The sequence below is a fragment of the Cedecea lapagei genome (genome assembly GCF_900635955.1).
Classification (GTDB): Bacteria; Pseudomonadota; Gammaproteobacteria; order Enterobacterales; family Enterobacteriaceae; genus Cedecea; species Cedecea lapagei.
In genome coordinates this window covers 523,152-548,058 of the sequence record NZ_LR134201.1, presented here as the reverse complement: position 1 = coordinate 548,058, position 24,907 = coordinate 523,152, and the positions used below count along the sequence as shown (strand labels likewise).

The 24,907-nt window shown below is 56.9% G+C and carries 20 protein-coding genes and 4 pseudogenes; 10 read left to right on the top strand and 14 right to left on the bottom strand.

Going from position 1 to position 24,907, the window contains the following annotated elements; translation table 11 throughout:
- Positions 1-6 precede the first annotated feature (6 nt).
- The 9 genes and pseudogenes from iolE to EL098_RS02745 form a co-directional block, all read right to left on the bottom strand.
- Positions 7-897 carry a myo-inosose-2 dehydratase gene (gene iolE, locus EL098_RS02785; protein WP_126354570.1) on the bottom strand — a complete coding sequence of 297 codons (891 nt, stop codon included), beginning with the start codon at positions 895-897 and terminating at the stop codon, positions 7-9.
- 10 nt (positions 898-907) lie between these two features.
- Positions 908-2,821, bottom strand: coding sequence for a bifunctional 5-dehydro-2-deoxygluconokinase/5-dehydro-2-deoxyphosphogluconate aldolase (locus EL098_RS02780; RefSeq protein WP_126354568.1), 1,914 nt, complete (start codon positions 2,819-2,821; stop codon positions 908-910).
- Between the two features lie 9 nt (positions 2,822-2,830).
- Positions 2,831-3,964 (bottom strand): Gfo/Idh/MocA family protein, encoded by a 1,134-nt coding sequence (locus tag EL098_RS02775; protein ID WP_126354566.1) that lies wholly within the window; start codon positions 3,962-3,964, stop codon positions 2,831-2,833.
- 130 nt (positions 3,965-4,094) lie between these two features.
- Positions 4,095-5,123 carry an ABC transporter permease gene (locus tag EL098_RS02770; RefSeq protein ID WP_126354564.1) on the bottom strand — a complete coding sequence of 343 codons (1,029 nt, stop codon included), beginning with the start codon at positions 5,121-5,123 and terminating at the stop codon, positions 4,095-4,097.
- 11 nt (positions 5,124-5,134) lie between these two features.
- Positions 5,135-6,681 (bottom strand): annotated as a pseudogene (locus EL098_RS02765) (sugar ABC transporter ATP-binding protein).
- 52 nt (positions 6,682-6,733) lie between these two features.
- Positions 6,734-7,663, bottom strand: a complete 930-nt coding sequence (locus EL098_RS02760; protein WP_126354562.1) for a sugar ABC transporter substrate-binding protein — start codon at positions 7,661-7,663, stop codon at positions 6,734-6,736.
- Between the two features lie 35 nt (positions 7,664-7,698).
- A complete protein-coding gene (iolG, locus tag EL098_RS02755; protein ID WP_126354560.1) occupies positions 7,699-8,685 on the bottom strand; it encodes an inositol 2-dehydrogenase in 987 nt (328 codons plus the stop codon).
- A 318-nt stretch (positions 8,686-9,003) separates the two neighbouring features.
- Entirely contained in the window at positions 9,004-10,932 is a 1,929-nt protein-coding gene (gene iolD / locus EL098_RS02750; RefSeq protein ID WP_126354558.1) for a 3D-(3,5/4)-trihydroxycyclohexane-1,2-dione acylhydrolase (decyclizing), read from the bottom strand.
- Positions 10,933-10,942: 10 nt separating this feature from the next.
- A pseudogene (locus tag EL098_RS02745) lies at positions 10,943-12,449 on the bottom strand (CoA-acylating methylmalonate-semialdehyde dehydrogenase).
- A 248-nt stretch (positions 12,450-12,697) separates the two neighbouring features.
- On the opposite strand from EL098_RS02745, the gene EL098_RS02740 reads away from it, so the two are divergent.
- The gene (locus EL098_RS02740) at positions 12,698-13,549 is read left to right on the top strand and encodes a MurR/RpiR family transcriptional regulator (protein WP_126354556.1); all 852 of its coding nucleotides are present in this window, start codon (positions 12,698-12,700) and stop codon (positions 13,547-13,549) included.
- A gap of 79 nt (positions 13,550-13,628) precedes the next feature.
- Positions 13,629-14,670: pseudogene (gene mgrA / locus EL098_RS02735) on the top strand (L-glyceraldehyde 3-phosphate reductase).
- Positions 14,671-14,704: 34 nt separating this feature from the next.
- Here mgrA and EL098_RS02730 read toward each other — a convergent pair.
- Positions 14,705-15,235 carry an ESA_00282 family adhesion-associated protein gene (locus tag EL098_RS02730; RefSeq protein WP_126354554.1) on the bottom strand — a complete coding sequence of 177 codons (531 nt, stop codon included), beginning with the start codon at positions 15,233-15,235 and terminating at the stop codon, positions 14,705-14,707.
- A gap of 93 nt (positions 15,236-15,328) precedes the next feature.
- Between EL098_RS02730 and EL098_RS02725 the strand changes: the two genes are divergently transcribed.
- Both EL098_RS02725 and EL098_RS02720 read left to right on the top strand, forming a co-directional pair.
- Positions 15,329-15,730: a hypothetical protein gene (locus EL098_RS02725; protein ID WP_126354552.1), complete on the top strand. Its 402-nt coding sequence runs from the start codon at positions 15,329-15,331 to the stop codon at positions 15,728-15,730.
- 4 nt (positions 15,731-15,734) lie between these two features.
- Positions 15,735-16,118 (top strand): cytoplasmic protein, encoded by a 384-nt coding sequence (locus tag EL098_RS02720; RefSeq protein ID WP_126354550.1) that lies wholly within the window; start codon positions 15,735-15,737, stop codon positions 16,116-16,118.
- 63 nt (positions 16,119-16,181) lie between these two features.
- Here EL098_RS02720 and exbD read toward each other — a convergent pair.
- Together exbD and exbB are read right to left on the bottom strand one after the other, a co-directional pair.
- Positions 16,182-16,608 (bottom strand): annotated as a pseudogene (gene exbD / locus EL098_RS02715) (TonB system transport protein ExbD).
- 6 nt (positions 16,609-16,614) lie between these two features.
- Positions 16,615-17,349 carry a tol-pal system-associated acyl-CoA thioesterase gene (gene exbB / locus EL098_RS02710; protein ID WP_126354548.1) on the bottom strand — a complete coding sequence of 245 codons (735 nt, stop codon included), beginning with the start codon at positions 17,347-17,349 and terminating at the stop codon, positions 16,615-16,617.
- A 244-nt stretch (positions 17,350-17,593) separates the two neighbouring features.
- On the opposite strand from exbB, the gene metC reads away from it, so the two are divergent.
- Positions 17,594-18,781 (top strand): cystathionine beta-lyase, encoded by a 1,188-nt coding sequence (gene metC, locus EL098_RS02705; RefSeq protein ID WP_126354546.1) that lies wholly within the window; start codon positions 17,594-17,596, stop codon positions 18,779-18,781.
- Between the two features lie 174 nt (positions 18,782-18,955).
- Positions 18,956-19,615 (top strand): DedA family general envelope maintenance protein YghB, encoded by a 660-nt coding sequence (yghB, locus tag EL098_RS02700; RefSeq protein WP_126354544.1) that lies wholly within the window; start codon positions 18,956-18,958, stop codon positions 19,613-19,615.
- Between the two features lie 54 nt (positions 19,616-19,669).
- Here the strand turns inward: yghB and EL098_RS02695 are convergent, their stop codons facing one another.
- Positions 19,670-20,557, bottom strand: coding sequence for an AraC family transcriptional regulator (locus EL098_RS02695; protein ID WP_126354542.1), 888 nt, complete (start codon positions 20,555-20,557; stop codon positions 19,670-19,672).
- Positions 20,558-20,746: 189 nt separating this feature from the next.
- Between EL098_RS02695 and yqhD the strand changes: the two genes are divergently transcribed.
- Both yqhD and dkgA read left to right on the top strand, forming a co-directional pair.
- On the top strand, positions 20,747-21,910 hold the full coding sequence (gene yqhD, locus EL098_RS02690) for an alcohol dehydrogenase (protein WP_126354541.1): 1,164 nt from the start codon (positions 20,747-20,749) through the stop codon (positions 21,908-21,910).
- A 104-nt stretch (positions 21,911-22,014) separates the two neighbouring features.
- Positions 22,015-22,851, top strand: a complete 837-nt coding sequence (dkgA, locus tag EL098_RS02685; RefSeq protein ID WP_126354540.1) for a 2,5-didehydrogluconate reductase DkgA — start codon at positions 22,015-22,017, stop codon at positions 22,849-22,851.
- 62 nt (positions 22,852-22,913) lie between these two features.
- On the opposite strand, the gene EL098_RS23135 is transcribed toward dkgA, so the two are convergent.
- Positions 22,914-23,084 (bottom strand): hypothetical protein, encoded by a 171-nt coding sequence (locus EL098_RS23135; RefSeq protein WP_164716760.1) that lies wholly within the window; start codon positions 23,082-23,084, stop codon positions 22,914-22,916.
- Here EL098_RS23135 and phnC point away from each other — a divergent pair.
- Together phnC and phnD are read left to right on the top strand one after the other, a co-directional pair.
- Entirely contained in the window at positions 23,083-23,925 is an 843-nt protein-coding gene (gene phnC / locus EL098_RS02680; protein WP_126354539.1) for a phosphonate ABC transporter ATP-binding protein, read from the top strand. The genes EL098_RS23135 and phnC overlap by 2 nt on opposite strands.
- Before the next feature lie 35 nt (positions 23,926-23,960).
- Positions 23,961-24,902: a phosphonate ABC transporter substrate-binding protein gene (phnD, locus tag EL098_RS02675; RefSeq protein ID WP_126354538.1), complete on the top strand. Its 942-nt coding sequence runs from the start codon at positions 23,961-23,963 to the stop codon at positions 24,900-24,902.
- Positions 24,903-24,907: the final 5 nt, after the last annotated feature.

The following is a 24,907-nucleotide window of genomic DNA, read 5'->3' as shown; positions in this document are numbered from 1 at the left end:
CCCTCCTTAAATCAGCCCGGCTTCATGAGCAAAGCGGCTCAGGTTAGCGTAGCCAAGCCGAGCGTAAGTCATCGGGTGTGCCACAGCAGGATCCTGCTCGGCTTCAACAACCAGCCATCCCTGGTAGCCCTGCTTTTTCAGCAAGGCCATGATGGGTGGATAATCCACGCAGCCGTCGCCGGGCACGGTAAACACGCCGCTCAGCACCGCATTCAGGAAGCTGGTTTTGCGGTTTTTCACATCCGCCAGCACGCCGGCACGCACGTCTTTGCAGTGCACGTGGTTAATACGCGAGATCCAGCGTTCCGCTACCGCCAGCGGATCGGCCCCCGCGAAGGTCAGGTGTCCGGTATCCAGCAGCAGCCCGACTTCCGGCCCGGTGTGAACCATCAAATTATCGATGTCATCTGCACTCTCGATAACCGTGCCCATATGGTGGTGATAGGCTATTTGCACGCCCTGCTGCTGGGTGTAGCGGGCAAACGCGGTAAGTTTTTCGCCATATTCCTTCCAGCGTTTGTCCGGGAAACGAGGGCGCAAATGCACCGGCGTCTGTTGCTCGCCGTGAATGCAGTGGGTCACTTCAGCAAATACCAGCACCTTCGCGCCCAGCTCACGCAGCAGCGTCAGGTGTGGCTGCACGGCTTCAATCTCTTGCTCTACGGAGCGCTCCAGAAGGCGCCCGGAGTACCAGCCGGAGACCAGCTTCAGCTCATGCTTATCGAGGATCGGCCCAAGCACGCCCGCCTCACGCGGGAACTTATTCCCCAGCTCGAAACCTTCAAACCCGGCCTCTTTGCCCTCGCTCAGGCAGGTTTCCAGCGGCGTATCGGCCCCCAAAGAAGGCAGATCGTCATTGGTCCAGGTCAGCGGGTTAATGCCTAAATGTACGGTCATAATACTCTCCTTAATCTTGATGCAGGCCGCGCTCGCGCCAAAGCGCGATCAGCCGCAGGTAGTTGTCACGGATGCGTTCCACCAGCTGCGCATCGTCGATATCTCGTTTTAACCAGGCCTGCGAGGCTTCCCCAAACAGCGTGCGCCCTACCGCAAAGCCTTTCACAATCGGGTAATCAGCCGCGGCGTTGAAGCCTTCGCGCAGCACCTCGACGGGGGCATCAAGCCCCAGGATCACCACGCCGCGGCAATGAGGATCGCGTTTCTCAACCAGCTCGCTCATTGCGGCCCAGCCTGAGCTGCTCAGCGGCGGAAGCTTCCACCAGTCCGGGTAGATGCCAAGGTTGTAGAAGCGAGAAACGGCTCGCAGGTAAAGCTCGTCGCTGCGCGGCATATTTGCCGGCAGGATGACCTCCAGCAGCAGTTCATGCCCGGACTGGCAGCAGGCGCGGTAGACTTCCGCAATTTTTTGCTCCTGCTCCAGGCGCAGGGCGTGGGCATCTTCCGGGTGGAAAAAGACCAGGCACTTAACGATATGCTCCAGCGGCCAGCTAATCAGCTGCGAGCCGATATTGCCGTGCTCCATCTCCAGCGGGCGCGAGCCCGGCAGCTCAATCGGACGGCCAATCCACCAGCCTTCTCCGGTAATCGAGTTAAGCGCGTCCTGGCCGAAGGTCCCGTCGCAGAGCAGCCCGGCCTTGCCCTCAAGTTCGGCACGCTGAGCTGCGTCACGGCTGGCCTGCAGAATCAGCTGCTTCAGTACCGGAATACGCCGCAAATCCGCGCCGCTTTTAAGCGCCATCTCTTCCAACTGGCTGCGATGGTCAAAAGCCATCACGCAAAGTTCCGGCCACTGGCGGCGGCGCGTGGTCACGCGGTGGAGGTGATTAAGCCGCGCATCAAGATCCGGGCGAAGCACCTGGTGTTCGCGCGAAAGGTAGTCATCAAGCTCAATTTTACTCGGCATCGCCGGGGCGCAGCCGTGGCGTGAAACCACCAGCGCGCCGCAGGCATTGGCGTAGCGGCAGGCCTGCTCCCAGCCTTCGTCATTGAGATAGCCACGCAGCAGTCCGGACATAAACGCATCTCCCGCGCCCAGTACGTTGAGCACTTCCACGCGTACGCCGCTGACGTTGATCCCGCCGTCCAGCGAGTCAGGAATCACCCCAAGGAACACGGAGCAGCCCTGCGCCCCACGCTTGCAGACCAGCGTCGCCTCCGTGCTCTGGCGAACGTTTTTCAACGCCGCCAGCGTGTCGGTTGTCCCTCCCGCGATGTGAAACTCCTCTTCGGTGCCAACGATAACGTCGAAGAGGTGGAGGACGGATTGCAGCTGCTCCGTGACCTGGCCTGCTTCAACAAAACGCGTCTCGCCGTCTCCCAGCGAAGTCAGCCCCCACAGCACCGGGCGATAATCGATATCCAGCGCGGTGCGCACACCGTTACGACGGGCATAGGTCAGCGCGGTGAGCACCGCCTCGCGGGTACGGGGATGTGAAAGATGCGTGCCGGTTATCGCCAGGCAGCGGGAAGAGGCGATGTACTCCTCGCTAAAATCGTCAGCGGTAATAGCCATATCCGCGCAGTTGTCGCGGTAAAAAATCAGCGGAAAAGTGTCGCGATCTTTGATACCCAGCAGCACCAGCGCCGTCAGCCTCGTTTTGTCGGTAATAAGATGGCTGGTGTCACAGCCAACCTGGCTCAGTTCTTCCCGCAGAAAGCGCCCCATATGCTCATCGCCAACTCGCGCCAGCATGGAGGACTTCAGCCCCTGGCGTGCGGTGCCGTAGGCCACATTGCCGGACGAGCCGCCAAGATAGCGGGCGAAGCTGCTGGCATCTTCCAGCCTCGCGCCAATCTGCTGACTGTAGAGATCTACCGCGACCCGCCCCATGCAAATCAGATCCAACTGCTTTTCTTTCATGCTTCGTCCTCAGACAATGTCAGATACGTTGATCCAGCGCCCCTGCTGGTGTGACAGGGCGATAGCATCGAGAATGCGCGACACTTTCCAGCCCTCTTCAAAATCGGGCCACAGCGGTGCGTCAGCGGCAATGCCGTCGATCAGATCGCGCACCTCCACCGTTTTTTGATCGTTAAAGCCAATGCCGTGCCCCGCCCCCATGCAGAAAGAGCCATAGTCAGGATGAGCTGGGCCAACCAGCAACGTGCGGAACCCCTGCCGTCCTTCGGGATCGCTGTGAAGATAAAGCTTCAGCTCTGCCATACGCTCCTGAGTAAAACTCAGCGCTCCTTTGGTGCCGGTAATCACCCAGGTCAGCCCCATCTTTCTGCCGCTGGCGACGCGGGAAGTTTCGATCAGCCCCTGAGCACCGCCTTCAAAACGCACCATCGCGTGAGCCTGATCTTCGTTCTCCACGGCGATCGTCTCGCTGCTGCCAGCCGAGGCCGGGCGCTGCGGCACCACGATTTTCAGATCGCCACAAACTTCACGAATGTCCCCCACCAGGTAGTGCGCCATATTGACGATATGCGCAGCCAGATCCCCCAGCGCGCCAAGCCCAGCGGTTTCTTTAAAGCAGTGCCAGTGGATCGGCGAAAGCGGATCGGCCATGTAGTCTTCGTTGTGGGTGCCGTAGAAGTGGATCACCTCGCCGATTTCTCCACGCTCGATGATCTGCTTCGCCAGCTTCGCGGTCGGGTTCTTCATGTAGTTGAAACCCACCAACGTTTTCACTCCCGCTACGTCAGCGGCATCCACCATCAGCCTTGCATCGCGAGCGTTTAGGGCCAGCGGCTTCTCTGAGTAAACGTGTTTGCCGTGGCGAATCGCCTCCAGCGCCATCTCTTTATGCAGATGGTTAGGAGAGCAGATATCCACCACATCAATGTTTGGGTCGGCCACCAGCTCGCGCCAGTCGCCGGTGGAGCGATGAAAACCAAACGCTGCGGCGCGTTTTGCCGCCAGCTCAGGCGTAACTTCCGCCACCATTTCACGCACCAGTTCGCCCTGCAGAGAGAAGACCGTTGGCGCCTGGGCGTAGGCTATGGCGTGCGCTTTGCCGATATAGCCGGTGCCGATTAAACCAATTCTGACCTTTTTCATGTGTTGTTCCTGAAGCCGTGACCAGTCTTTTACCCTCACCCCGGCCCTCTCCCTGAGAGGGAGAGGGGGAGATAGATGCTGCTCTGAAAATGTCCTCTCTCCCCTCTGGGGTGAGGGTTAGGGGTAATCCCTACAGCGCGCCACGGCGGCTCTTGGCGTAGGTATCAAACGCCACCGCCAGCACGATAATCAGCCCGGTAATGATCTGCTGGTAGTAAGCCGACACGTTCATCAGCACCAGACCGTTAATCAGGATCCCCATAATGATGGCCCCGATGATCGTGCCGCTGATCCGCCCGTAGCCGCCCATCAGCGATGTTCCGCCGATCACCACCGAGGCGATCACGCGCAGCTCAAAGGAGATCCCCGCGACGGCTTCGGCGCTGCCGAGGCGGGCGCTGAGCACAAAACCCGCCAGCCCGGCAAGGCAGCCGATAACCACATAGACGCTGACCAGCACGCGCTTTACGTTGACTCCGGCAAGGCGAGCCGCTTCCGGGTTACCGCCAATGGCATAAACGAAGCGACCCCAGCGTGTTTTATGCAGCGCCAGATAGCCCAGAACCGAGACTATGGCGAAGATCCAGACAGGAATGGAGATGCCGAGCAGTTCACCGCGCCCCCACCAGCGATAGCCCGCATCAAAACCGGCGATCGGCGCACCGTCGTTGATCACCAGCGTCAGGCCGCGCCAGATAGTCATCCCGCCCAGCGTGACGATGAACGGCGGCAGACGCAGGCGAGTAACGCCGAGCCCGTGCAGGAAACCGATCAGCGTGCCGAGCGCCAGGCAGATCCCCAGCCCCAGCAGCCAGCTAAAGCCGCCCCACGCGTTGGGATCGACGGTGGTAAAGTTGTCGCCCTTGATCACATAAGCTGCGGTCATGGCGCAGACGGCAAGGATCGAACCCACCGACAGATCGATCCCCGCGGTCAGGATGACAAAGGTCATGCCCACGGCCATGATCCCGTAGATAGAGACCTCGGTCAGGATGTTGAAAATATTGCGTTCGGACAGGAAGTTGCTGTTCTGCGACTGGAAGAAGATCAGCAGCAGGAACATAAAGATCAGCACCCCGAAGCGCTCGAAGAAGGCGATCGGATCGAAGCGCGAAGCGCTTTTTGCCTGCGTCTGGGTTTTGGTAATCATCTGCGTCATGGTCTCCTCCGTTATGCGGCGCTTAAAGCGCTGTGGTTGATGGCCATCAGGGTCATCAGCCGCTCTTCGTTGGCTTCATCGCCATGCAGTTCACCGGTCAATCGCCCTTCGCTGAGCGTGATGATCCGGTCAGACACCGCAAGTATTTCCGGCAGATCGGAAGAGATAACGATCACCGCCACGCCCCGTTTAGCCATCTCAAACAGGACCTGGTGCACTTCAGATTTGGTACCGACATCAATGCCGCGCGTCGGCTCATCGACAATCAGCACTCGTGGATTAAGCGCCATACAGCGCGCCAGGATCACTTTTTGCTGATTACCGCCGGAGAGCTTGCGCACCTCCTGCTCGGCGTTAACCATTTTGATTTGCAATGCCTGCCGGTAGGACTCAATCAGCGCGTCCTCTTTGCGCGGACTAACGAAGTAGCGCCAGGTCAGCAGCGACGAAAGGCTGGAGAGCGAGAGGTTGTCGCGGATCGACAGACCCAGAACCGCTCCCTCTTTTTTACGATCCTCCGGCACCAGCGCAATCCCCTGATCCAGCGCATGCATCGGGGTCTGCGGCTGATAGGGTTTGCCGTCCAACTCAAAGATGCCGGTGGTAAACTTGTCCGCGCCAAACAGGCAGCGTGCCACCTCGGTACGCCCCGCGCCCACCAGCCCGGCGATGCCAAGGACTTCCCCGGCGTGTACCTGAAAACTGATCTCTTTCAGTGCGATACCTTGAGGATCGAGCGGCGGTTTTTCGCGGCTCAGCCCCTTTACCGAGAGGCGGACAGGCTTATCTTCATGGTGGGTCAGGCTGGCGTCGCGACGGTTGAATACCACGTCACGCCCGACCATCAGGCGAATAATCTGCTCGACGTTGGTGCCGGCCACGTCACCGGAGCCGGTGTAGCGGCCATCCTGGAACACGGTAAAGCGGTCGCAAAGCTGGAAAACTTCGTGCAGGCGGTGGGTGACATAAATAATGCTGACGCCTCGGCCTTTAAGCTCACGCACTACGCGGTGCAGACTTTCTACTTCGCTGTCGCTCAGCGCAGCGGAAGGCTCATCCATGATGATCAATCGGGCGTTCAGCGTCAGCGCTCTGGCAATTTCCACCATCTGCTGCTGGGCTACGCTCAGGCGGGCAACGGCGGTCGTCGGCGCTACGTTTAGCTGCAGGTAGTCCAGAATGACCTGGGCTTCCTGGTTCACCGCTTTGCTGTCGACGATCAGATTGCGGCGGCGAGGCTCGCGGCCAAGAAACATGTTTTCCGCCACCGTCATATTCGGAAGCAGGTTAAATTCTTGATAAATGGTAATAATGCCTTTTTTCTGGCGCGTCACCGGCGAGTCATCAATAGGCAGCGTTTCGCCGTTAAACCAGATTTCGCCGCGGGTTTGCGGCTGCGCCCCGGCCAGCGCCTTCAGCAGCGTGGATTTTCCCGCCCGTTCTCCCCCAACAGGGCATGAATCTCCCCCTTTTCGACGCTAAGCTGGACGCTGCTCAACGCCCAGACGCCGGAGAAACTTTTCGCCAGGTCGGTCACTTTCAGTAAAGGTTGCGACATCAGACTGCTCCTCTTTTGTGCCCGCCCCACAGCAGGACGGGCACGGTCAGATCTATTTGCCGGCTTCGCCGATACGCTCTGCTTGATCCAGGTTTTCTTTGGTAATCATCGTTGGCGGATAATCCGCTCCGGTGATGGCCTTTTTCTCCCGGATATTGGCGACCAGCTGGCTCATCGCCGTTTTTACCGCAAAGCCAGGGCGCTGATCGGCGGTGGCGGCCAACCAGCCATCGCGCACGCGGGCCAGCGCTTCCGGCACCGCATCAAAGCCGGTCACCAGCACTTCACCCGGCTTCATGCCCTGCCCCTGCAGCGCTTCAATGGCGCCCAGCGCCATATCGTCGTTAGCGGAAAGGATCACCTGAGGTTTTTTCGGCAGGGACGGCAGCACGCTCTCAACGATGCGCATACCTTCAGAACGCATCCAGTTCCCTGTCTGATCGGCGACAATCTTGTATTTATCGCCCCCGGCTTTCAGGCCGTCGCGAATGCCTTTGGTACGTTCGATATTGGAGGATGACCCCGGCTGACCGGTCAACAGCACGATATCCGCGCCGTCAGGGAATTTGGTTTTCACAAAGTCCGCCACCGCCAGGCCGCCTTTGTAGTTGTTGGCGCCAAAATGCGGCACCGGTTTGTCGCTGGCGACCGAGCGGTCAAGCGTCACCACCGGCAGCTTGGCGTCCTGAATTTCGCCTACCGCGCTCGACACGGCGTTAACGTCATTAGGGGAAACGATAAAGCCCTGAGCGCCGCGGGTAATGGCATTTTCGAGGTCAGCGACCTGTTTAGGAGAACTTCCCTGGCTGTCGAGCACCTGCAGCTTGACGCCCATCTCTTTGGCGGCCTGCACGGCGGTGCGCTGCATATGCACTTCAAACGGCATTGCAAGGTTTGGGGTACTAAAAACAATCTGTTCGTTTTCGGCCAGCGCCGGCGCCGTAGTGAGGGCGATGAGAGCGGCGAGGATGAGTTTTTTCATTGTTATCTCTCTTCTATGTGTAGGGTCTTCGGAGGTTACAAATCAACTTCGCGCTGGCTACGCAGTGATTCCAGCGCCTTGTCGGCCAGGTACAGGGCGCGTTCACCGTCGTCACCGCTGCACTCGGGTTTGGCCTCACCGCGCAGGACGGCAACAAAGTGCTGCCATTCGGCGGCGTAGGCCTCTTTGTAGCGCTGGAGGAAAAAGTGTTCCGGCAATGCGCTGAGGCTGCCGCCTTCGCCGAAAAAGTGAATCTGATTTTCGAGAATATTGCCGGCGGTGAGCAGGCCTTTAGAGCCATGAAGCTCAAGACGCTGGTCGTATCCGTAGGCGGAACGGCGGCTGTTCACAATGGTGGCCAGCGCCCCGGAAGCGTATTTCAGGACGATAAATGCGGTATCGATATCGCCCGCCGCACCAATCGCCGGATCCACCAGATTGCTGCCCTGCGCGTATACGGAAACCGGCTCTTCGCCCATGATGAAGCGAGCCATATCGAAATCATGAATAGTCATGTCGCGGAACATACCGCCGGAGACCCGAACATACTCGGCAGGCGGTGGCGACGGGTCGCGAGAGATGATCACCAGCGATTCAGGCTTACCGATGCGGCCCTGCAGCACGTCGTTTTTTACTTTACGGAACTGCGGATCGAAACGGCGGTTAAAGCCAATGAACAGCGGGACGCTGTGCTCTTTAACCACCTTCAGGCAGTCACGGACGCGAGCCAGATCCAGGTGTACCGGCTTTTCGCAGAAAATAGCTTTGCCGTGTCTGGCGGCAATCTCAATCAGGTCGGCATGGGTATCGGTCGCCGAAGCAATCAATACCGCATGGACCTCCGGGTCGCTCATCGTCTGCTCAACGCTCTGCTGGCGCGCCTGGTATTTTTCGGCAATGCGCGCGGCGTTTTCGGGGTTGGGGTCAACGACGGACCAGAGGGTGGAATGGGGATGGGCGGCAATATTGGCGGCGTGGATCTGGCCGATGCGGCCCGCTCCCAGTAAGGCAATGTTAAACATGGCGGCTCCCGATAATGGTGTTGCAGTTGGGTCATGAGCCGGGTAATCCGGCCTTCACGTGCAGCTGAATAACGACACCCTAAATAAAACATTTATTTCATTTCTATGCAGAGTGAAAGTTTCATTTTTGCGCAGAGGTTAACATTTTGATGATTTATCGGCTGCATTTTGCTAGCAAAATCACAACGTCGGGTGAATTAATGCCCAGTCAGAGAGGGGTCCTGGGAGGAGGTGCGCATCCAGGTTATGGCGGCGCACAAAAACAAAGAGAAAATGAAACGAACATTCCGCCGGATGACCTGGCGGAATGCTAAGGGATTAATACTGACGAGCGTTTTTGAGCCTTGCCGCGGTCTGCGCGGCGGCATCCGCCACGGCGCCCGAGCGCGAAACCTGAGCGTCTCCGGTGCGCCACCAGGCTTCGTAGTCGTGCGTCATGGTTTTAGGCAGCACTTTGATATCCAGCAGCGTCGGCCCCGGCTCCCGACGGGATGCCTCCAGCGCGGCGAGCAGTTCAGGCTCGCTATTGACGCGCCAGGCCTTACAGCCGTAGCTTTCGGCATTCCGGGCAAAATCCACCTTCACCAGCGGGCCGTCAAGCCTGCCGCTTTTCGGGCTGCGGTGGCGATTCTCGGTGCCAAAGCTCCCCATCCCGTGCCCCATTTGCAGGTTATTGATGCAGCCGAACCCGGCGTTATCAAACAGCAAAATGGTGATTTTTATCCCTTCCTGAACGGCGGTTTGCAGCTCGGAATGCAGCATCAGGTAAGAGCCGTCGCCCACCATCGCATACACCGGCTGCTGCGGCCTGGCGAGCTTAGCCCCTACCGCAGCGGCTATCTCGTAGCCCATACAGGAATAACCGTATTCCAGATGGTAGCTGTCCGGCGTTTTTACCTGCCACAGGCGCTGCAAATCCCCCGGCAGAGAGCCCGCCGCGCCCACAACTATGGCGTCATCCTCAATATGCTGATTTATCAGGCCCAGCACACGGGTTTGCGTTAACGACGTGCCTAACGCGCGGCTATATTCCTGAAGCGCCTCATCAAGGTGACCTGCAACCTCCGGGGCATCCCCTGGCTGCCAGCTTCTCGTCAAAAGTCGCTGGCACTCGTCATGCCAGACTGCTTTAGCCTTAGCGGCTTCATCCTGCCAGGCCGAGCGATAGCCCGCCTTATCCAACGCCGACGTCAGCTGCTCAAGCCCAACCCTGGCATCGGCGACCAGCGGCGTGGCGTCCAGCTTCAGGGCATCGAATTCAGCGGCGTTAAGCAGCAGGAATTCGGCACCAGGAGAGAACAGCGATTTGGAGGCAGTGGTAAAGTCGGTCAGCCTTGTGCCGATGCCGATGACTAAATCGGCCTGCGGCGCAAGCAGGTTAGCCGCCAGGCCGCCGGTGACGCCCAGGCCGCCGAGATTAAGTGAGTGCTCGCTTACAATCGCGCCTTTGCCGGCCTGCGTTTCGGCAAACGGCAGCCCGAAGCGTTCAACAAAACCCTGAAAGGCCTGATGCGCGGCGGAGTAACGCACCCCGCCGCCGCAGATGACCAGCGGGCGGCGGCTGGATGAAATCAGTTTAAGCGCCGCCTGCAGACGGCCTTCATCCGGCGGGCGACGCTCAATGGAGTGTACTCGCTTGTCAAAGAAGCTTTGCGGGTAATCCCAGGCTTCCCCCTGCACATCCTGCGGCAGGCAAATCGTCACCGCGCCTGTGTCCGCAGGGTTAGTGAGTACTCGCATAGCGCTAATCATGGCGCTCATCAGCTGCTCCGGGCGGTTAATCCTGTCCCAGTAGCGGGAAACCGGGCGGAAACAGTCGTTGGTGCTGATGCTCAGGTCGTGAAATTGCTCAATTTGCTGGAGCACCGGGTCCGGCTGCCGGCTGGCATAGATGTCTCCGGGCAGCAGCAGGAGAGGAATGCGGTTGGCGGTCGCCGTCGCGGCGGCGGTCACCATATTTGCCGCACCCGGCCCGACAGAAGAGGTCACGGCATAAATTCGCTGCCGCCGGTGCTGTTTAGCAAATCCGGTGGCGATATGCGCCATTCCCTGCTCGTTGCAGCCCTGATGCACCTTCAGATGACCGGGTTCTTCCTCCAGCGCCTGCCCAAGGCCGAGCACGTTTCCGTGGCCGAAAATAGTCATTACGCCTTCAATAAAGGGCTGCTCCTGCCCGTCGATTTCAACGTACTGCTGGTTTAAAAACCTGATCAGCGCCTGCGCCATGGTCATGCGTTGTGTTGTCATCTCTCCTCCCTTAGCCGAGCGTCGGCATCGAGAAAGCGGAACCCTGCTGATGGCTGGTTTCCGGCCAGCGGGCGGTAACGGTTTTCATCCGCGTATAGAAACGCACGCCGTCGCTGCCGTGGACGTTAAGCGGCCCGAAGATCGAGCGTTTCCAGCCGCCGAAGCTGTGGAACGCCATCGGCACCGGGATCGGGACGTTCACGCCGACCATTCCTGCCTGAACCTCCTCGCTAAAGCGCCTTGCGGTACCGCCGTCGCGAGTGAAAATCGCCGTGCCGTTGCCGTATTCGTGTTTGTTAATCAGCGCCAGGGCGCTGGCGTAATCCGGCACGCGCACCACGCACAGCACCGGGCCAAAGATCTCTTCTTTATAGATGGTCATCTCAGGCGTGACGTGGTCGAACAGCGTGGGTCCAACGAAATAACCGCCTTCGTTGCCCGCCAGCCTGAGGCCACGGCCGTCAACGCGCAGCGTAGCCCCCTGCTGCTCTCCGCTATCAATATAGCCCAGCACTTTGGCGCGGTGTGGCGCAGAGATCAGCGGCCCCATGTCATTTTCAGGCTCATGCCCCAACCCTGGCCCAACGCGCAGCGTAGCGAGCTGTTTTTCTAGCCCCGCACAAAGCGCGTCGGCGGTTTCATCACCCACGGCGACAACGACCGAAAGCGCCATGCAGCGTTCTCCCGCGGCACCAAAAGCAGCTCCCATGATGGCGTTGGTCGCCATTTCCAGATCGGCATCCGGCATTAAAATGCAGTGATTTTTCGCCCCGCCCAGCGCCTGGCAACGCTTACCGTGGGCAGAGGCAGTCTGATAGATGTACTCGGCGATCGGCGTCGAACCGACAAAGCTAACGGCCTGAACTCTTGGGTCGGTCAGCAGCACGCCCACGGCCTCTTTATCGCCCTGCACCACGTTAAATACGCCGTCCGGCAGCCCTGCCTCTTTCAACAGCTGGGCCAAGCGCAGCGAAAGCGAAGGATCTTTCTCAGACGGTTTCAGAACGAAGGTATTGCCGGTCACCAGCGCAATAGGGAACATCCACATTGGCACCATGGCCGGGAAGTTAAACGGGGTGATCCCCGCGCAGACGCCAAGCGGCTGCATCAGCGAATGGCTGTCAACGCCCGTTCCCACGTTTGGCCGAATGCTCGCCCTTTTGCAGATGCGGTATGCCGCAGGCGAACTCCACCACCTCAAGGCCGCGGGTCAGCTCGCCGACGGCATCTGAATAGACTTTGCCGTGCTCTTCGCTGATAAGCCTCGCCAGGCTGTCCATATGTTCCTCAAGCAGGCTTTTAAAGCGGAACATCACGCGAGCGCGCTTAAGCGGAGACTGGCGGGCCCAGCCCGGAAACGCCTGCTGAGCGGCGGCGATAGCCTGCTCCGTCTGCCTGACCGTGCTCATGGTGACCTGGCGAATCTGCTCGCCGGTTGCCGGGTTGAAGATCGCCTGCACGCGCTGGCCTTCGCCCGCGACGCATTCACCGTGGATAAAATTCGCTACCGTCTCCATCTCTGGCCTCTTGCAGTTAGGTTGTCTCCCGAACACTGTATATGAAACAAACATTCCATTTTAAGTTGAAATAAAATAAATGTTGATTATTGTGATCAACACTCCGTTTTTATGTTAATGCGAAGCGCGATGTACAAAGACTGAGAAGTGGGAGGCATTTCAGCCCCGTCCGCTTTTGGTGCATCTGTTTCATTTTTCCCGGGACTGCGTTTAAATATGTTTCAGCGAACACTTTTGAGGATGGCAAATTGACCACGGCAACGACCCTAAGCGAACTCCAGCAGCAGATCCGCGACCGCTACGACGACCTGAGCAAAAGACTGCAGCAGGTTTCCCGCTACGTGCTGGATAACACCAACAGCGTGGCATTTGATACCGTCGCCGCCATTGCGGAGCGGGCGGAGGTACCGCCCTCGACGCTGATTCGCTTTGCCAACGCCTTTGATTTCAGCGGCTTTAATGAGATGAAACAGCTGTTCCGTATGAACCTGGTGGAAGAGACGGCAAGCTACACCGATCGGGCGAGGCTGTTCCGCGAGCTGGGCAGCGAAGTTGTTCCGGAAACGCCGCTGGATATATTGCAGGAGTTTGCCCGCTCAAACGCCCAGGCGCTGCAGCAGCTGGCTGCGCGCACCGAACCGGAGCAGCTTCAGCGAGCGGTTGAGCTGCTCGCCGATGCGGACACGATCTACGTTGTCGGCCTGCGTCGCTCCTTCAGCGTAGCGGCCTATCTGACCTACGCGCTGAGCCATCTGGATTGTCGTGCCGTGCTGCTCGACGGGCTAGGCGGCATGCTGCGTGAGCAGGTCAATCGGGTGAAAGCGAAAGATATTGTGGTGTCGATAAGTTTCTCACCTTACGCCGAGGAGACGCTGATGGTCAGCGAGATAGCCGCGCAGGCCGGCGCCCGTCAGATTGTTATTACCGACAGCCAAATCAGCCCGTTTGCCACCTTTAGCGATCTCTGTTTCGTGGTGAAAGAGGCGCAGGTTGACGCCTTCCGCTCCCAGTCGGCCACGCTTTGCCTCGTGCAGTCGCTGATGGTCGCCCTCGCCTATTACCGGGGAACGCCGCACAGCACACTTTCGCCGGAAGCCTGATTTTCAGATTGCCGAATCGCTCTGCAGGGTTAAGATGGAAACAGCGTTTCAAAAATAACTCTTACCCTAAGGAGATATCATGCCCTACGAGGCCAGCCCGTCACGTTACCAAACTATGCAGTATCGCTACTGCGGCCAGAGCGGCCTGCAGCTGCCCGCCCTCTCCCTCGGCCTGTGGCACAGCTTTGGCGGCGTCAGTTCGCTGGAGTCACAGCGTGAACTGCTGCGCACTGCGTTCGATCTGGGCATCACCCATTTTGATCTGGCGAAACAACTATGGGCCACCTCCAGGCTCGGCGGAAGAGAACTTTGGCCGCCTGCTGAAGCAGGATTTTAGCGGCTATCGCGATGAGCTGATTATCGCCACCAAGGCAGGCTACGATATGTGGCCAGGTCCTTACGGCTCCGGCGGTTCACGCAAGTATCTGCTGGCAAGCCTGGATCAAAGCCTGAAGCGTATGGGGCTGGAGTACGTTGATATCTTCTATTCCCACCGCGTGGATGAAAAAACGCCGATGGAAGAGACCGCCGGCGCGCTGGCCCATGCGGTACAAAGCGGTAAAGCGCTTTACGTCGGGATCTCCTCCTACTCTTCCGAACGTACGCAAAAAATGGCCGATCTGCTGCGGCAGTGGAAAATTCCGCTGCTGATCCACCAGCCCTCCTATAACCTGCTTAACCGCTGGGTCGATAAAAGCGGTCTGCTGGACACCCTGAAGCAAAACGGCAGCGGCTGTATTGCCTTTACGCCGCTGGCGCAGGGTCTGCTGACCGGAAAATATCTGAACGGCATCCCGGAAGGTTCGAGGATGCAGGTCGAGGGCAACAAAATCCGCGGGCTGAATGAAAAGATGCTCACCGAGGCCAACCTGAGCAGCCTGCGTCTGCTTAATGAGATGGCGCAGCAGCGCGGTCAGACGATGGCGCAAATGGCGCTGAGCTGGCTGCTGAAAGATGAGCGAGTGACCTCGGTCCTGATAGGAGCAAGCCGTCCGGAGCAGCTAAAAGAGAATGTTAAGGCGCTGGATAATCTGAACTTTACGGCGGATGAGCTGGAGAGAATTGACCGTCACGTCGCCGATGGCGAGCTGAATCTGTGGCAGGCTTCATCGGATAAATAAACGCATCGGCCCCTGCCTGGCAGGGGCTGAGTCTTTACTCTTTTGCGCTACGGGAAAACTTGTCGAGGCTACCCAGGTCGAGCTCGGGCCGCTGATACTGCGGCCAAACCAGCGCCACCAGAGTGGGATAAGCCTCCCGGCTAAATTCATTAAAACACTGACGCAGGTTGAGCACTTCAATATCCGTCATCGGAACCTGTTCACCTTCGGCACAGCGCTTTTTAATATTATCGTAATATTTATAGACCGCTGAATTTAAATCGCTGCAGCGACGTTGGGCACTAAATAAAACAGGCTGCGAGGTCAGCTCATCAATACGCATTTTCTTAATCGTGGCATGGGTGAAGTCGATATACTCACTATTAACACGCCAATAATAGCTGGGGGTAATTTTCGACATCAGCATACCGAAATAATCTTCGCGCTCTTCATCGGTGGTCACCGGCTGTATTTCACCAGGCGCACGATGTTTTTTATTATTTGAGGTAGAAAATTCCTTGCGCATTACCAGCACGGCGCATAACAAAATCAAAATGGTGACAATAGAATAAAATATGCTGTGCATAAAAAACTCCTGTTTTTTTCATTTTAGAATTGAGGCATCATATCGAGAATCTCTGAACCTGAATATTGAACCGATATCAAAGGATCACATTCGATGTTGCCTGAACACTTCTTACCACGGCGCTACCCCGTTGTTGCACCGTCAACCCTCCCTGCAGAGGCTGAAAATAGTACCACGCCGGACATCGTTCAGGATAAAATTTTAACGCTGGAAAAAAACATTCTCAGCGGCAGTCATTATGCCGGACAGGCCAAAAACCGCCTGCTTGAAGAAACCGATCGTCATATTAAAGAGCGTTTGCTGTGCGCGGTCAGGATAGAAGCGTTGCATGACCTGATGGCTGAACTGGTTGAAAAAGAACTTATTAGTGCCGCCGATTTACAGATGCTTATCGAAGATAAAACCGCCTGGGTGAGTAGTCAGGGGCAGGAAATTTGGGTTAATCAAATGACTCAAGAAAAACCCTGGCCGTTATGCTATTCAATCGAGGAGTAGTGCTGTGACAGAATCTGTAATAAACCAGCCAGCGTCACTCAGCAGCAACGAGAATAAAGACCATGAATTTACGTTAAGTAAAAACATAGCTATTCTGGTTCGGCTTAAAAATGAAAATATTACCCGCAATACGCAGGAAGTGACGGATATTACTTCGGCGCTGATCGACCTGAAATGGATGCATCGCCGTGAGATTTACCCGTGGCGGACGAAGGAAGAGGTGTACGGCGCGGTGCTGGAAGAGATCCTCAATACTCATCCCAAACTTAAAGAGCAGATCCTCAGGCGGCTGGAGGGGCATTATCAGCGTCTGAAAGAGCATGAAACTGAGACGCTGTCGATAACGCGTGGTTTAGCCGAGAAGACGTGGAAGAGTTCAACGCTGTAAGTGTGGTGGGTCGTTTTCACCCTCTCCCTGGAGGGAGAGGGCCGGGGCGAGGGTCAGCCCCTCTTACTTCGCTTTCGTGACTTCCTGGCCTACCAGGCCAATCTTCAGATACCCTGCCTGGTGCAGCGTATCCATCACGTCCATCAGCGTTTCATAATCCACCGTTTTTGTCAGCACGGAAGAAAATGGTGGTGTCTTTTTTCCCTTCGGTCGCGGCAATCAGCGAGCTAACCATCGACTCTTTGGTCACCGGATCATTACCGATAAACATCGAGTGGTCTGCTTTTACCGACAGGTAAACCGGCTTCTCAGGGCGTGGCTGCGGCTCGCTGCTGGAGGCCGGAAGGTTAACCTTCACGTCCACCGTTGCCAGCGGCGCCGCCACCATAAAGATGATCAGCAGAACCAACATCACGTCGATAAACGGCGTAACGTTGATCTCGTGCATTTCACCGTTGTCATCGAGGTTTTCGTTCAGACGCATCGCCATGGGGCATTAACCTACACGCAGTTGCTGAGTATTTCGCACCGGACGCGGCTGAGCTGTGCCGTCCAGATCGAGATCGCGGCTTTGCAGCAGCAGTACCTGAGCCGCCACGTCGCTAAGAGAGGCTTTGTAGCTGCCAATCATACGCGCGAAGATGTTATAGATAACCACCGCCGGAATTGCCGCCACCAGGCCAATCGCCGTAGCCAGCAGCGCCTCTGCGATACCGGGAGCCACGACCGCCAGGTTAGTCGTCTGCGACTGTGCGATGCCGATAAAGCTGTTCATGATGCCCCAGACGGTACCGAACAGGCCGACAAACGGCGAAATCGCACCGATGGTGGCCAGAAAGCCGTTTCCACGTCCCATATGGCGACCAACGGCGGCCACACGACGTTCCAGACGGAAGCCGGTACGATCTTTGATACCTTCGTTGTCCTCAACGCCGGCCGAGAGTTCCAGTTCATTCTGAGCTTCATTAATTAACAGCGTGCTGAGGCTTTTACCGTTGAACGCTTCCGCCACGCTGCTCGCTTCATTGAGCGAGCGGACGTTCGCCAGCTGCTGCTGCTCGCGCTTGAGGCGACGTTTCTGGGTGAGCAGCTCAACGCTCTTACTGAAAAAGATGGCCCAGGTGACAACGGAGGCCAGAATCAGGCCAATCATCACGATCTTAACTACGATGTCAGCATGCTGATACATGCCCCAAACGGACAGATCCGTCTGCATCAGATTACTCGTCACGTCTTACGCTCCAGCGAGAAATAAATGTCAAAACTGAGACTAATATATCAAAAAACTATCGAATTGATAGTCGTTCTCATTAGTATTTGCAGAGTGCCAGAAATTTTTGAACCATTCCTTGCGCTTACGCAGGAAAAGCTTCGCGTCGACTTTTTCACCATCCTGAAAAAACGCCATGATGCCCTTTGCGCATTTTGTGTTAATTTACGTCCAGACATCCAGATGGTTAGACGGGGAAGTGAACATGGCGGAAAAACACATCGACACGGCGCTGGTGAACGCCGGGCGCAGCAAGAAGTTTACCCAGGGCTCAGTGAACAGCGTCATCCAGCGCGCCTCCTCCCTGGTCTTTGAAAGCGTTGAGGCCAAAAAACAGGCCACCGCCAATCGCGCCAAAGGCGAGCTGTTCTACGGCCGTCGCGGCACGCTGACCCATTTCTCTTTGCAGGAAGCGATGTGCGAGCTGGAAGGCGGCGCCGGCTGCGCCCTCTTCCCCTGCGGAGCCGCGGCGGTCGCCAATACGATTCTGGCTTTTGTTGAGCAGGGCGATCACGTTCTGGTCACCGAAACCGCCTACGAGCCCACCCAGGACTTCTGTACCAAAATTCTCTCAAAACTTGGGGTCAGCACCAGCTGGTTTGCGCCGGATATCGGCGCCGGGATTGCCGACCTGATTCAGCCCAACACCAGAGTCGTTTTCCTGGAGTCGCCCGGCTCAATCACCATGGAAGTCCACGATATACCGGCTATTGTCGCAGCGGTAAGGCGAAAAGCCCCCGACGCTATCATTATGATCGACAACACCTGGGCGGCGGGCGTGCTGTTTAAGGCGCTGACGTTCGGTATCGATATTTCCATTCAGGCGGGCACCAAATATTTGATTGGCCACTCGGATGCCATGGTCGGTACCGCGGTCTCCAATGCACGGTGCTGGGAGCAGCTGCGGGAAAACGCCTATCTGATGGGACAGATGCTGGATGCAGACACCGCTTATATGACCAGCCGTGGCCTTCGCACGCTGGGCGTTCGCCTGCGCCAGCATCACGAAAGCAGCCTGAAAGTAGCGGAATGGCTGGCCCGTCATCCGCAGGTAGAGCGAGTGAACCATCCGGCGCTTCCCGGCAGTAAAGGACATGAATTCTGGAAACGTGACTTTACGGGCAGCAGCGGGCTGTTCTCGTTTGTCCTGAAAAAACGGCTCAGCGATGCGGAGTATGAACAGTACCTCAATCATTTCGAGTATTTCAGCATGGCCTATTCCTGGGGCGGCTATGAATCGCTTATTCTCGCTAATCAGCCTGATGAGCTGGCCGGGATCCGCCCCGCCGGCGGCGTTGACTTCAGCGGCACCCTGGTTCGCCTTCATATCGGCCTGGAGAACGTGGACGATCTGATTGCCGATCTGGATGCAGGTTTCCAGCGCATTGCCTGAAATGTCCGTTTAGCGCCTGTCGTGGCGCTTTTTTGCCATCATCGACGTTTTGTTGAGCCTGTGATCAAAGCGTCATAGACATTTTAGCGGTACAATGTGTAGAAATTAAGGTGAACCTAAGTTGCGGCTGCAACAATCAGGGCGAACTCAATAAGCGGTTCCACAGGAATACCCATGGCTGTTATACAAAATATTGTTGAGGCACTTTGGCACCACGATTTTGCCGCGCTTGCCGACCCACACGTCATTGGCGTTGTCTATTGCGTCATGTTTGCGACGTTATTTCTGGAAAATGGATTGCTTCCCGCGTCGTTTTTACCGGGAGATAGCCTGCTGCTGCTCGCAGGCGCGCTTATCGCGAAAGGGGTGATGGGCTTTGTGCCGACGCTGGTGATTTTAACCATCGCCGCGAGCCTCGGCTGCTGGTTAAGCTATCTGCAAGGCCGCTGGCTCGGCAACACCCGCACCGTGAAAGGCTGGCTTAAGCAGCTGCCGACTCAGTACCACCAGCGCGCCACCCAGATGTTTGAACGTCATGGTCTGCTGGCGCTTCTCGCCGGCCGCTTCCTGGCCTTTGTTCGTACGCTGCTGCCAACCATGGCGGGAATATCCGGCCTCAGCAACCGCCGTTTTCAGTTCTTTAACTGGCTTAGCGGGCTGCTGTGGGTGGGCGTGGTTATCAGCATGGGCTACGCGCTCAGCATGATCCCCTTTGTTAAGCGTCATGAAGATCAGGTGATGACCTTCCTGATGATCCTGCCGATTGCCCTGCTGGTTTTCGGCCTCGTCGGCACGCTGTTTGTGGTGCTGAAAAAAAAAGTTAGCGCCGCATAATCGCCGCTAACTCAGTCAGAGCGGATAAGACAGGTTTATTCGCTCTTCGCCCGCTTAGATAACCCGCATCCGCGCCATATCTTCCCCCGGCGTGACGCCAAAGTAGCGCTTAAACTCCCGGCTAAACTGAGAAGCGCTTTCGTAGCCCACGCGAATGGCGGCCGCGCTTGCCTTCATCCCGTCATGCAGCATTAACATTCTTGCCTTATGCAGGCGATAGCTTTTCAGGTACTGCAGCGGCGAGGTGCTGGTCACCGACTTAAAGTTATGGTGGAACGCCGAAACGCTCATGTTGGCCTCGGCCGCCAGCTGGTCCACCGACAGGTTCTCGGTGTACTGATTTTCAATACGACGCAGCACCCGGCTGATGAGGCTAAAATGAGTCTGACGGCTAACCAGCGCCAACAGCGCGCCGCCGCTTGGCCCCGTCAGCACGTGGTAGAGGATCTCGCGGATAATCTGTTTACCCAGCACTCTGGCATCAAGAGGACGATCCAGGACGTCCAGCAGCCGCTCGGTGGCGCAGAGAATCTCTTCCGACAGTTCGGCGGAGTTGATCCCATCGGTGCAGGAGTGCGGGCGGAAGAGGTCATCCTCGCCGATGTCCATCAGCAAATCCTGCAGCTGCTGGATATCCACCTTAACGCGCATCCCGGCAAGCGGTACGTCAGGGGTCGCAAACGTCTCACATTCAAAGGGCAACGGCACCGTCAGAAGCAGGTATTCGTTAGCGTCGTAGCGGAATACGCGGTCGTTGAGATAACCCGTTTTATGGCCCGAAAAGAGAAAAACAATGCCCGGATCGTACATTACCGGGGTGCGTGCCAGCGGCCTGGTGCCGTACAGCAGCCGCACGCCATCAAAAAATTCACCACTCTTTTCTTTTAAAATCAGCTGATTGATTTTACCCGTCAGCTCATGGCAGATAGCCTGGCGGTTCATGCTTACGTCTCCACGGCGCTTTTAATCCGGCCGCCAGTGTGCGACGAATCCTCTGATTTCTCCAGTCGTTTGGAGAAACAGGCAAGATAAAGGCAGGAATATGCATTGAGAGAGACAGGGTGGCGGACCACAATAGACGTCATCAGATTTAGCAATGTGACTCATCTAATAACGAACGGGAAAACCCTCATGAATAATTTCAATCTTCATACTCCTACCCGCATCCTGTTTGGTAAAGGCTCCCTGGCAGAACTGCGTGACCAGATCCCAGCGGACGCTCGCGTCCTGATTACCTACGGCGGCGGCAGCGTCATTAAAACCGGCGTACTGGGCCAGGTGAAAGAGGCGCTGAAAGGCTTCGACGTGCTGGAGTTCGGCGGCATCGAACCTAACCCGTCTTACGAAACGCTGATGAAAGCCGTGGAAATTGCGCGTAAAGAAAACGTGACTTTCCTGCTGGCAGTCGGCGGCGGCTCCGTACTCGACGGCACTAAATTCATCGCCGCTGCGGCTCACTATCCGCAGGATATCGATCCCTGGAACATTCTGCTGACCCGCGGCAACGACGTAAAAAGCGCGATCCCAATGGGCTCGGTGCTGACGCTGCCGGCAACCGGCTCAGAGTCCAACAAAGGCGCCGTGGTTTCCCGCCGTTCTACCGGTGACAAACAGGCTTTCATGTCTGATTTCGTGCAGCCTGTATTTGCGGTTCTGGATCCGGTTTACACCTATACCCTGCCGCCTAAACAGGTGGCTAACGGCGTGGTGGACGCTTTCGTTCACACCATCGAGCAGTATTTGACCTACCCGGTTAACGCCAAGGTTCAGGACCGTTTCGCCGAAGGCATTTTGCTGACGCTTATCGAAGACGGCCCGAAAGCGCTGAAAGATCCGGAAAACTATGACGTCCGCGCCAACGTGATGTGGGCGGCAACTATGGCGCTGAACGGCCTGATCGGTGCCGGCGTGCCGCAGGACTGGGCCACCCATATGCTGGGTCACGAGCTGACCGCGATGCACGGCCTGGATCACGCCCAAACGCTGGCCGTGGTGTTGCCTTCTCTGATGAATGAAAAACGTAAAGAGAAGCACGCCAAACTGCTGCAGTATGCAGAGCGCGTCTGGAATATCACTTCCGGCAGCGAAGAAGAACGTATTGATGCCGCTATCGAAGCAACGCGTAATTTCTTCGAGAAAATGGGCACCGCTACCCGCCTGTCCGCCTACGGTCTGGACGGCAGCTCCATCCCTGCTCTGCTGGTGAAACTGGAAGAAAAAGGCATGACTACGCTGGGTGAACATCAGGACATCACGCTGGACGTCAGCCGCCGCATTTACGAAGCCGCTCGCTAAGAGAATCGAACTTCTCACCTTTGGCTTCCAGAGTTTCTACTAGACTTAATAAAAAACTTTCACCGGGCTTGCCCGGTGTTTTTCGCACTATTAAGGAGGTACGTATGACTCATCCAACCTTAGTCAAGCTCCACGATGGCCACGTAATGCCGCAGCTTGGGCTTGGCGTCTGGCAGGCCAGTAACGACCAGGTTAAGGCCGCCATTGAGAAAGCGCTGGAGGTGGGTTACCGCTCCATTGACACGGCCGCAGCCTACAAAAACGAGGACGGCGTGGGTGCCGCGCTGAAGAGCGCAGGCCTGGCGCGTGACGATCTGTTTATCACCACCAAACTTTGGAACAGCGACCAGCAGCGTCCTCGTCAGGCGCTGGAAGACAGCCTTGAGAAGCTGCAGCTCGACTATGTCGATCTCTATCTGCTGCACTGGCCGGTGCCGAGTAAAGATCACTACCTCGAAGCCTGGAAAGGGCTGATTGAGCTGCAAAAAGAGGGGCTGGTGAAGAGTATCGGGGTGTGCAACTTCAATATTAATCATCTTCAGCGCCTGATCGACGAAACCGGCGTCAGCCCGGTGATCAACCAGATAGAGCTGCATCCTCTGCTGCAGCAGCGCCAGCTTCACGCGTGGAACGCCACCCATAAGATCCAGACGGAGTCCTGGAGCCCGCTGGCTCAAGGCGGCGAAGGCGTTTTTGATCAGAAAATCATTCGCGATTTAGCGGACAAATATGGCAAAACGCCTGCTCAGGTCGTCATTCGCTGGCACCTCGACAGCGGCCTGGTGGTTATCCCGAAATCGGTCACCCCTGCCCGAATTGCCGAAAACTTTAACGTGTTTGATTTCCGCCTTGATAAAGAAGAGCTGGCTGAAATAGCGAAGCTTGATAGCAATAAACGCCTGGGGCCAGACCCGGACACCTTCGACCTCCTTGCCATCTAGTTGATTCAGCTCTAACTCAACCACCTCTTGTGCAAAGCGCATCAGGTGGTTTTTTTACATTTTTAGCCGCCTGCCCGCCACTCTTCTGTCAGCCCCGCCTTCGGTAACTCATCGAGATGATCGACGAGCGAATTTTCACGGCGTTCATTATTTGTTCTTTTAGCCGTAATCAAAAAGTCACACAACACCACGATAAATAGGGCCAGCTTCGCTAACTCATTTGGAATGGTCATGAACAGATCCCTTGCCGTTGTCACCCACTCCGACCTGGAGTCCCTGCCGCAGTTTGCGCCAGCCCCGGGACGTAAGGTCCTGAGCGTTAAGAACCTGAGTAAGGCCTATAACGCGCACCAGAAGGTGCTGCACGACATTAACTTCGACCTGCATGCCGGTGAGCTGGTTGGCGTGATTGGCCGCTCTGGCGCGGGTAAATCCACGCTGCTGCATATTCTTAACGGTACCCACTCTGCCACGTCGGGCGAGATCCTCAGCTTTCCGGAAGTCGGGATGCCGCACGATGTGTCTAAACTCAGCGGCCGCGCCCTTAACCAGTGGCGCACCGAGTGCGGCATGATCTTTCAGGACTTCTGCCTGGTGCCAAGACTGGACGTGCTGACTAACGTGCTGCTGGGCCGCCTGAGCCAGACCTCCACGCTGAAGTCGCTGTTTAAAGTCTTCCCTGAGGCAGACCGCGCCCGCGCGATTTCCCTGCTGGAGTGGATGAATATGCTGCCCCATGCCCTGCAGCGCGCCGAGAACCTTTCCGGCGGACAGATGCAGCGCGTGGCCATTTGCCGCGCGCTGATGCAAAACCCAGGCATCCTGCTGGCCGATGAGCCGGTGGCGTCCCTCGACCCGAAAAATACCCAGCGCATCATGAAGGTGCTGCGCGAAGTGGGTGAGCAAGGCATCAGCGTGATGGTCAATCTCCATTCCATCGAGCTGGTGAAGGAGTACTGCACCCGCGTTATCGGGGTTGCAAAAGGACATATCGTATTTGACGGCCACCCGTCGATGTTAACGGACGACGTGCTGCATCTTTTGTACGGCGATGAAATCAATCAAGTGCATTAATTCTCTCTCCAATTGATACAACACAGGCAATGATAATGAAAAAGCAACTGACTGGCGCATTACGTTTATCTGCAGTGATTACTGGCCTTGTGATTGCAGGCCACGCTATGGCTGCTGACCAGCCGCGCGAACTGAACCTCGGGATCCTCGGCGGACAGAATGCGACCCAGCAAATTGGTGACAACCAGTGTGTGAAGCAGTTCATGGATAAAGAGCTGAATGTCGACACTAAACTTCGTAACTCTTCTGACTACTCTGGCGTTATTCAGGGCCTGATCGGCGGTAAAGTCGACCTGGTGCTGAGCATGTCTCCCTCTTCCTACGCTTCGGTGTACATGAACGATCCAAAAGCGGTGGATATCGTGGGCATCGCAGTTGACGATAAAGATCAATCTCGCGGTTACCACTCCGTGGTGATCGTTAAGGCCGACAGCCCGTACAAAACCATCGAAGATCTGAAAGGTAAATCCTTCGGCTTCGCCGATCCGGACTCCACTTCTGGCTATCTGATCCCTAACCACGAGTTCAAGCAGAAGCTCGGCGGCACATCGGACAACAAATACAACAACTTCTTCTCCAGCGTCACCTTCTCCGGCGGCCACGAGCAGGACATTCTGGGCGTGCTGAACGGCCAGTTTGCCGGCGCGGTGACCTGGGCCTCGATGGTCGGCGACTACAACGACGGCTATACCGCCGGCGCATTTAACCGCCTGATCCGTATGGATCACCCTGACCTGATGAAGCAGATCCGTATCATCTGGACCTCCCCACTGATCCCTAACGGCCCGATCCTGGTGAGCAACAAGCTGCCGGCGGACTTCAAGGCCAAAGTGGTGGATGCGGTGAAGAAGCTGGATAAAGAAGACCACGGCTGCTTCGTGAAGGCGATGGGCGGCACCCAGCACATCGGCCCGGCATCCGTGGCTGACTTCCAGCAGATCATCGATATGAAGCGTGAGCTGGTTAGCGCCCGCTAATTGCC

What these genes read in the sequence shown, in the direction of transcription:
- EL098_RS02780 (WP_126354568.1), bottom strand. Translation starts at nt 2,821, where the DNA reads ATGAAAGAAAAGCAGTTGGATCTGATTTGCATGGGGCGGGTCGCGGTA.
- phnD (WP_126354538.1), top strand. Translation starts at nt 23,961, where the DNA reads ATGAAAAAGCAACTGACTGGCGCATTACGTTTATCTGCAGTGATTACT.
- yqhD (WP_126354541.1), top strand. Translation starts at nt 20,747, where the DNA reads ATGAATAATTTCAATCTTCATACTCCTACCCGCATCCTGTTTGGTAAA.
- EL098_RS02695 (WP_126354542.1), bottom strand. Translation starts at nt 20,557, where the DNA reads ATGAACCGCCAGGCTATCTGCCATGAGCTGACGGGTAAAATCAATCAG.
- iolE (WP_126354570.1), bottom strand. Translation starts at nt 897, where the DNA reads ATGACCGTACATTTAGGCATTAACCCGCTGACCTGGACCAATGACGAT.
- yghB (WP_126354544.1), top strand. Translation starts at nt 18,956, where the DNA reads ATGGCTGTTATACAAAATATTGTTGAGGCACTTTGGCACCACGATTTT.
- EL098_RS02770 (WP_126354564.1), bottom strand. Translation starts at nt 5,123, where the DNA reads ATGACGCAGATGATTACCAAAACCCAGACGCAGGCAAAAAGCGCTTCG.
- EL098_RS02760 (WP_126354562.1), bottom strand. Translation starts at nt 7,663, where the DNA reads ATGAAAAAACTCATCCTCGCCGCTCTCATCGCCCTCACTACGGCGCCG.
- dkgA (WP_126354540.1), top strand. Translation starts at nt 22,015, where the DNA reads ATGACTCATCCAACCTTAGTCAAGCTCCACGATGGCCACGTAATGCCG.
- EL098_RS02725 (WP_126354552.1), top strand. Translation starts at nt 15,329, where the DNA reads ATGTTGCCTGAACACTTCTTACCACGGCGCTACCCCGTTGTTGCACCG.
- EL098_RS23135 (WP_164716760.1), bottom strand. Translation starts at nt 23,084, where the DNA reads ATGACCATTCCAAATGAGTTAGCGAAGCTGGCCCTATTTATCGTGGTG.
- iolG (WP_126354560.1), bottom strand. Translation starts at nt 8,685, where the DNA reads ATGTTTAACATTGCCTTACTGGGAGCGGGCCGCATCGGCCAGATCCAC.
- phnC (WP_126354539.1), top strand. Translation starts at nt 23,083, where the DNA reads ATGAACAGATCCCTTGCCGTTGTCACCCACTCCGACCTGGAGTCCCTG.
- EL098_RS02730 (WP_126354554.1), bottom strand. Translation starts at nt 15,235, where the DNA reads ATGCACAGCATATTTTATTCTATTGTCACCATTTTGATTTTGTTATGC.
- metC (WP_126354546.1), top strand. Translation starts at nt 17,594, where the DNA reads ATGGCGGAAAAACACATCGACACGGCGCTGGTGAACGCCGGGCGCAGC.
- EL098_RS02775 (WP_126354566.1), bottom strand. Translation starts at nt 3,964, where the DNA reads ATGAAAAAGGTCAGAATTGGTTTAATCGGCACCGGCTATATCGGCAAA.
- iolD (WP_126354558.1), bottom strand. Translation starts at nt 10,932, where the DNA reads ATGACAACACAACGCATGACCATGGCGCAGGCGCTGATCAGGTTTTTA.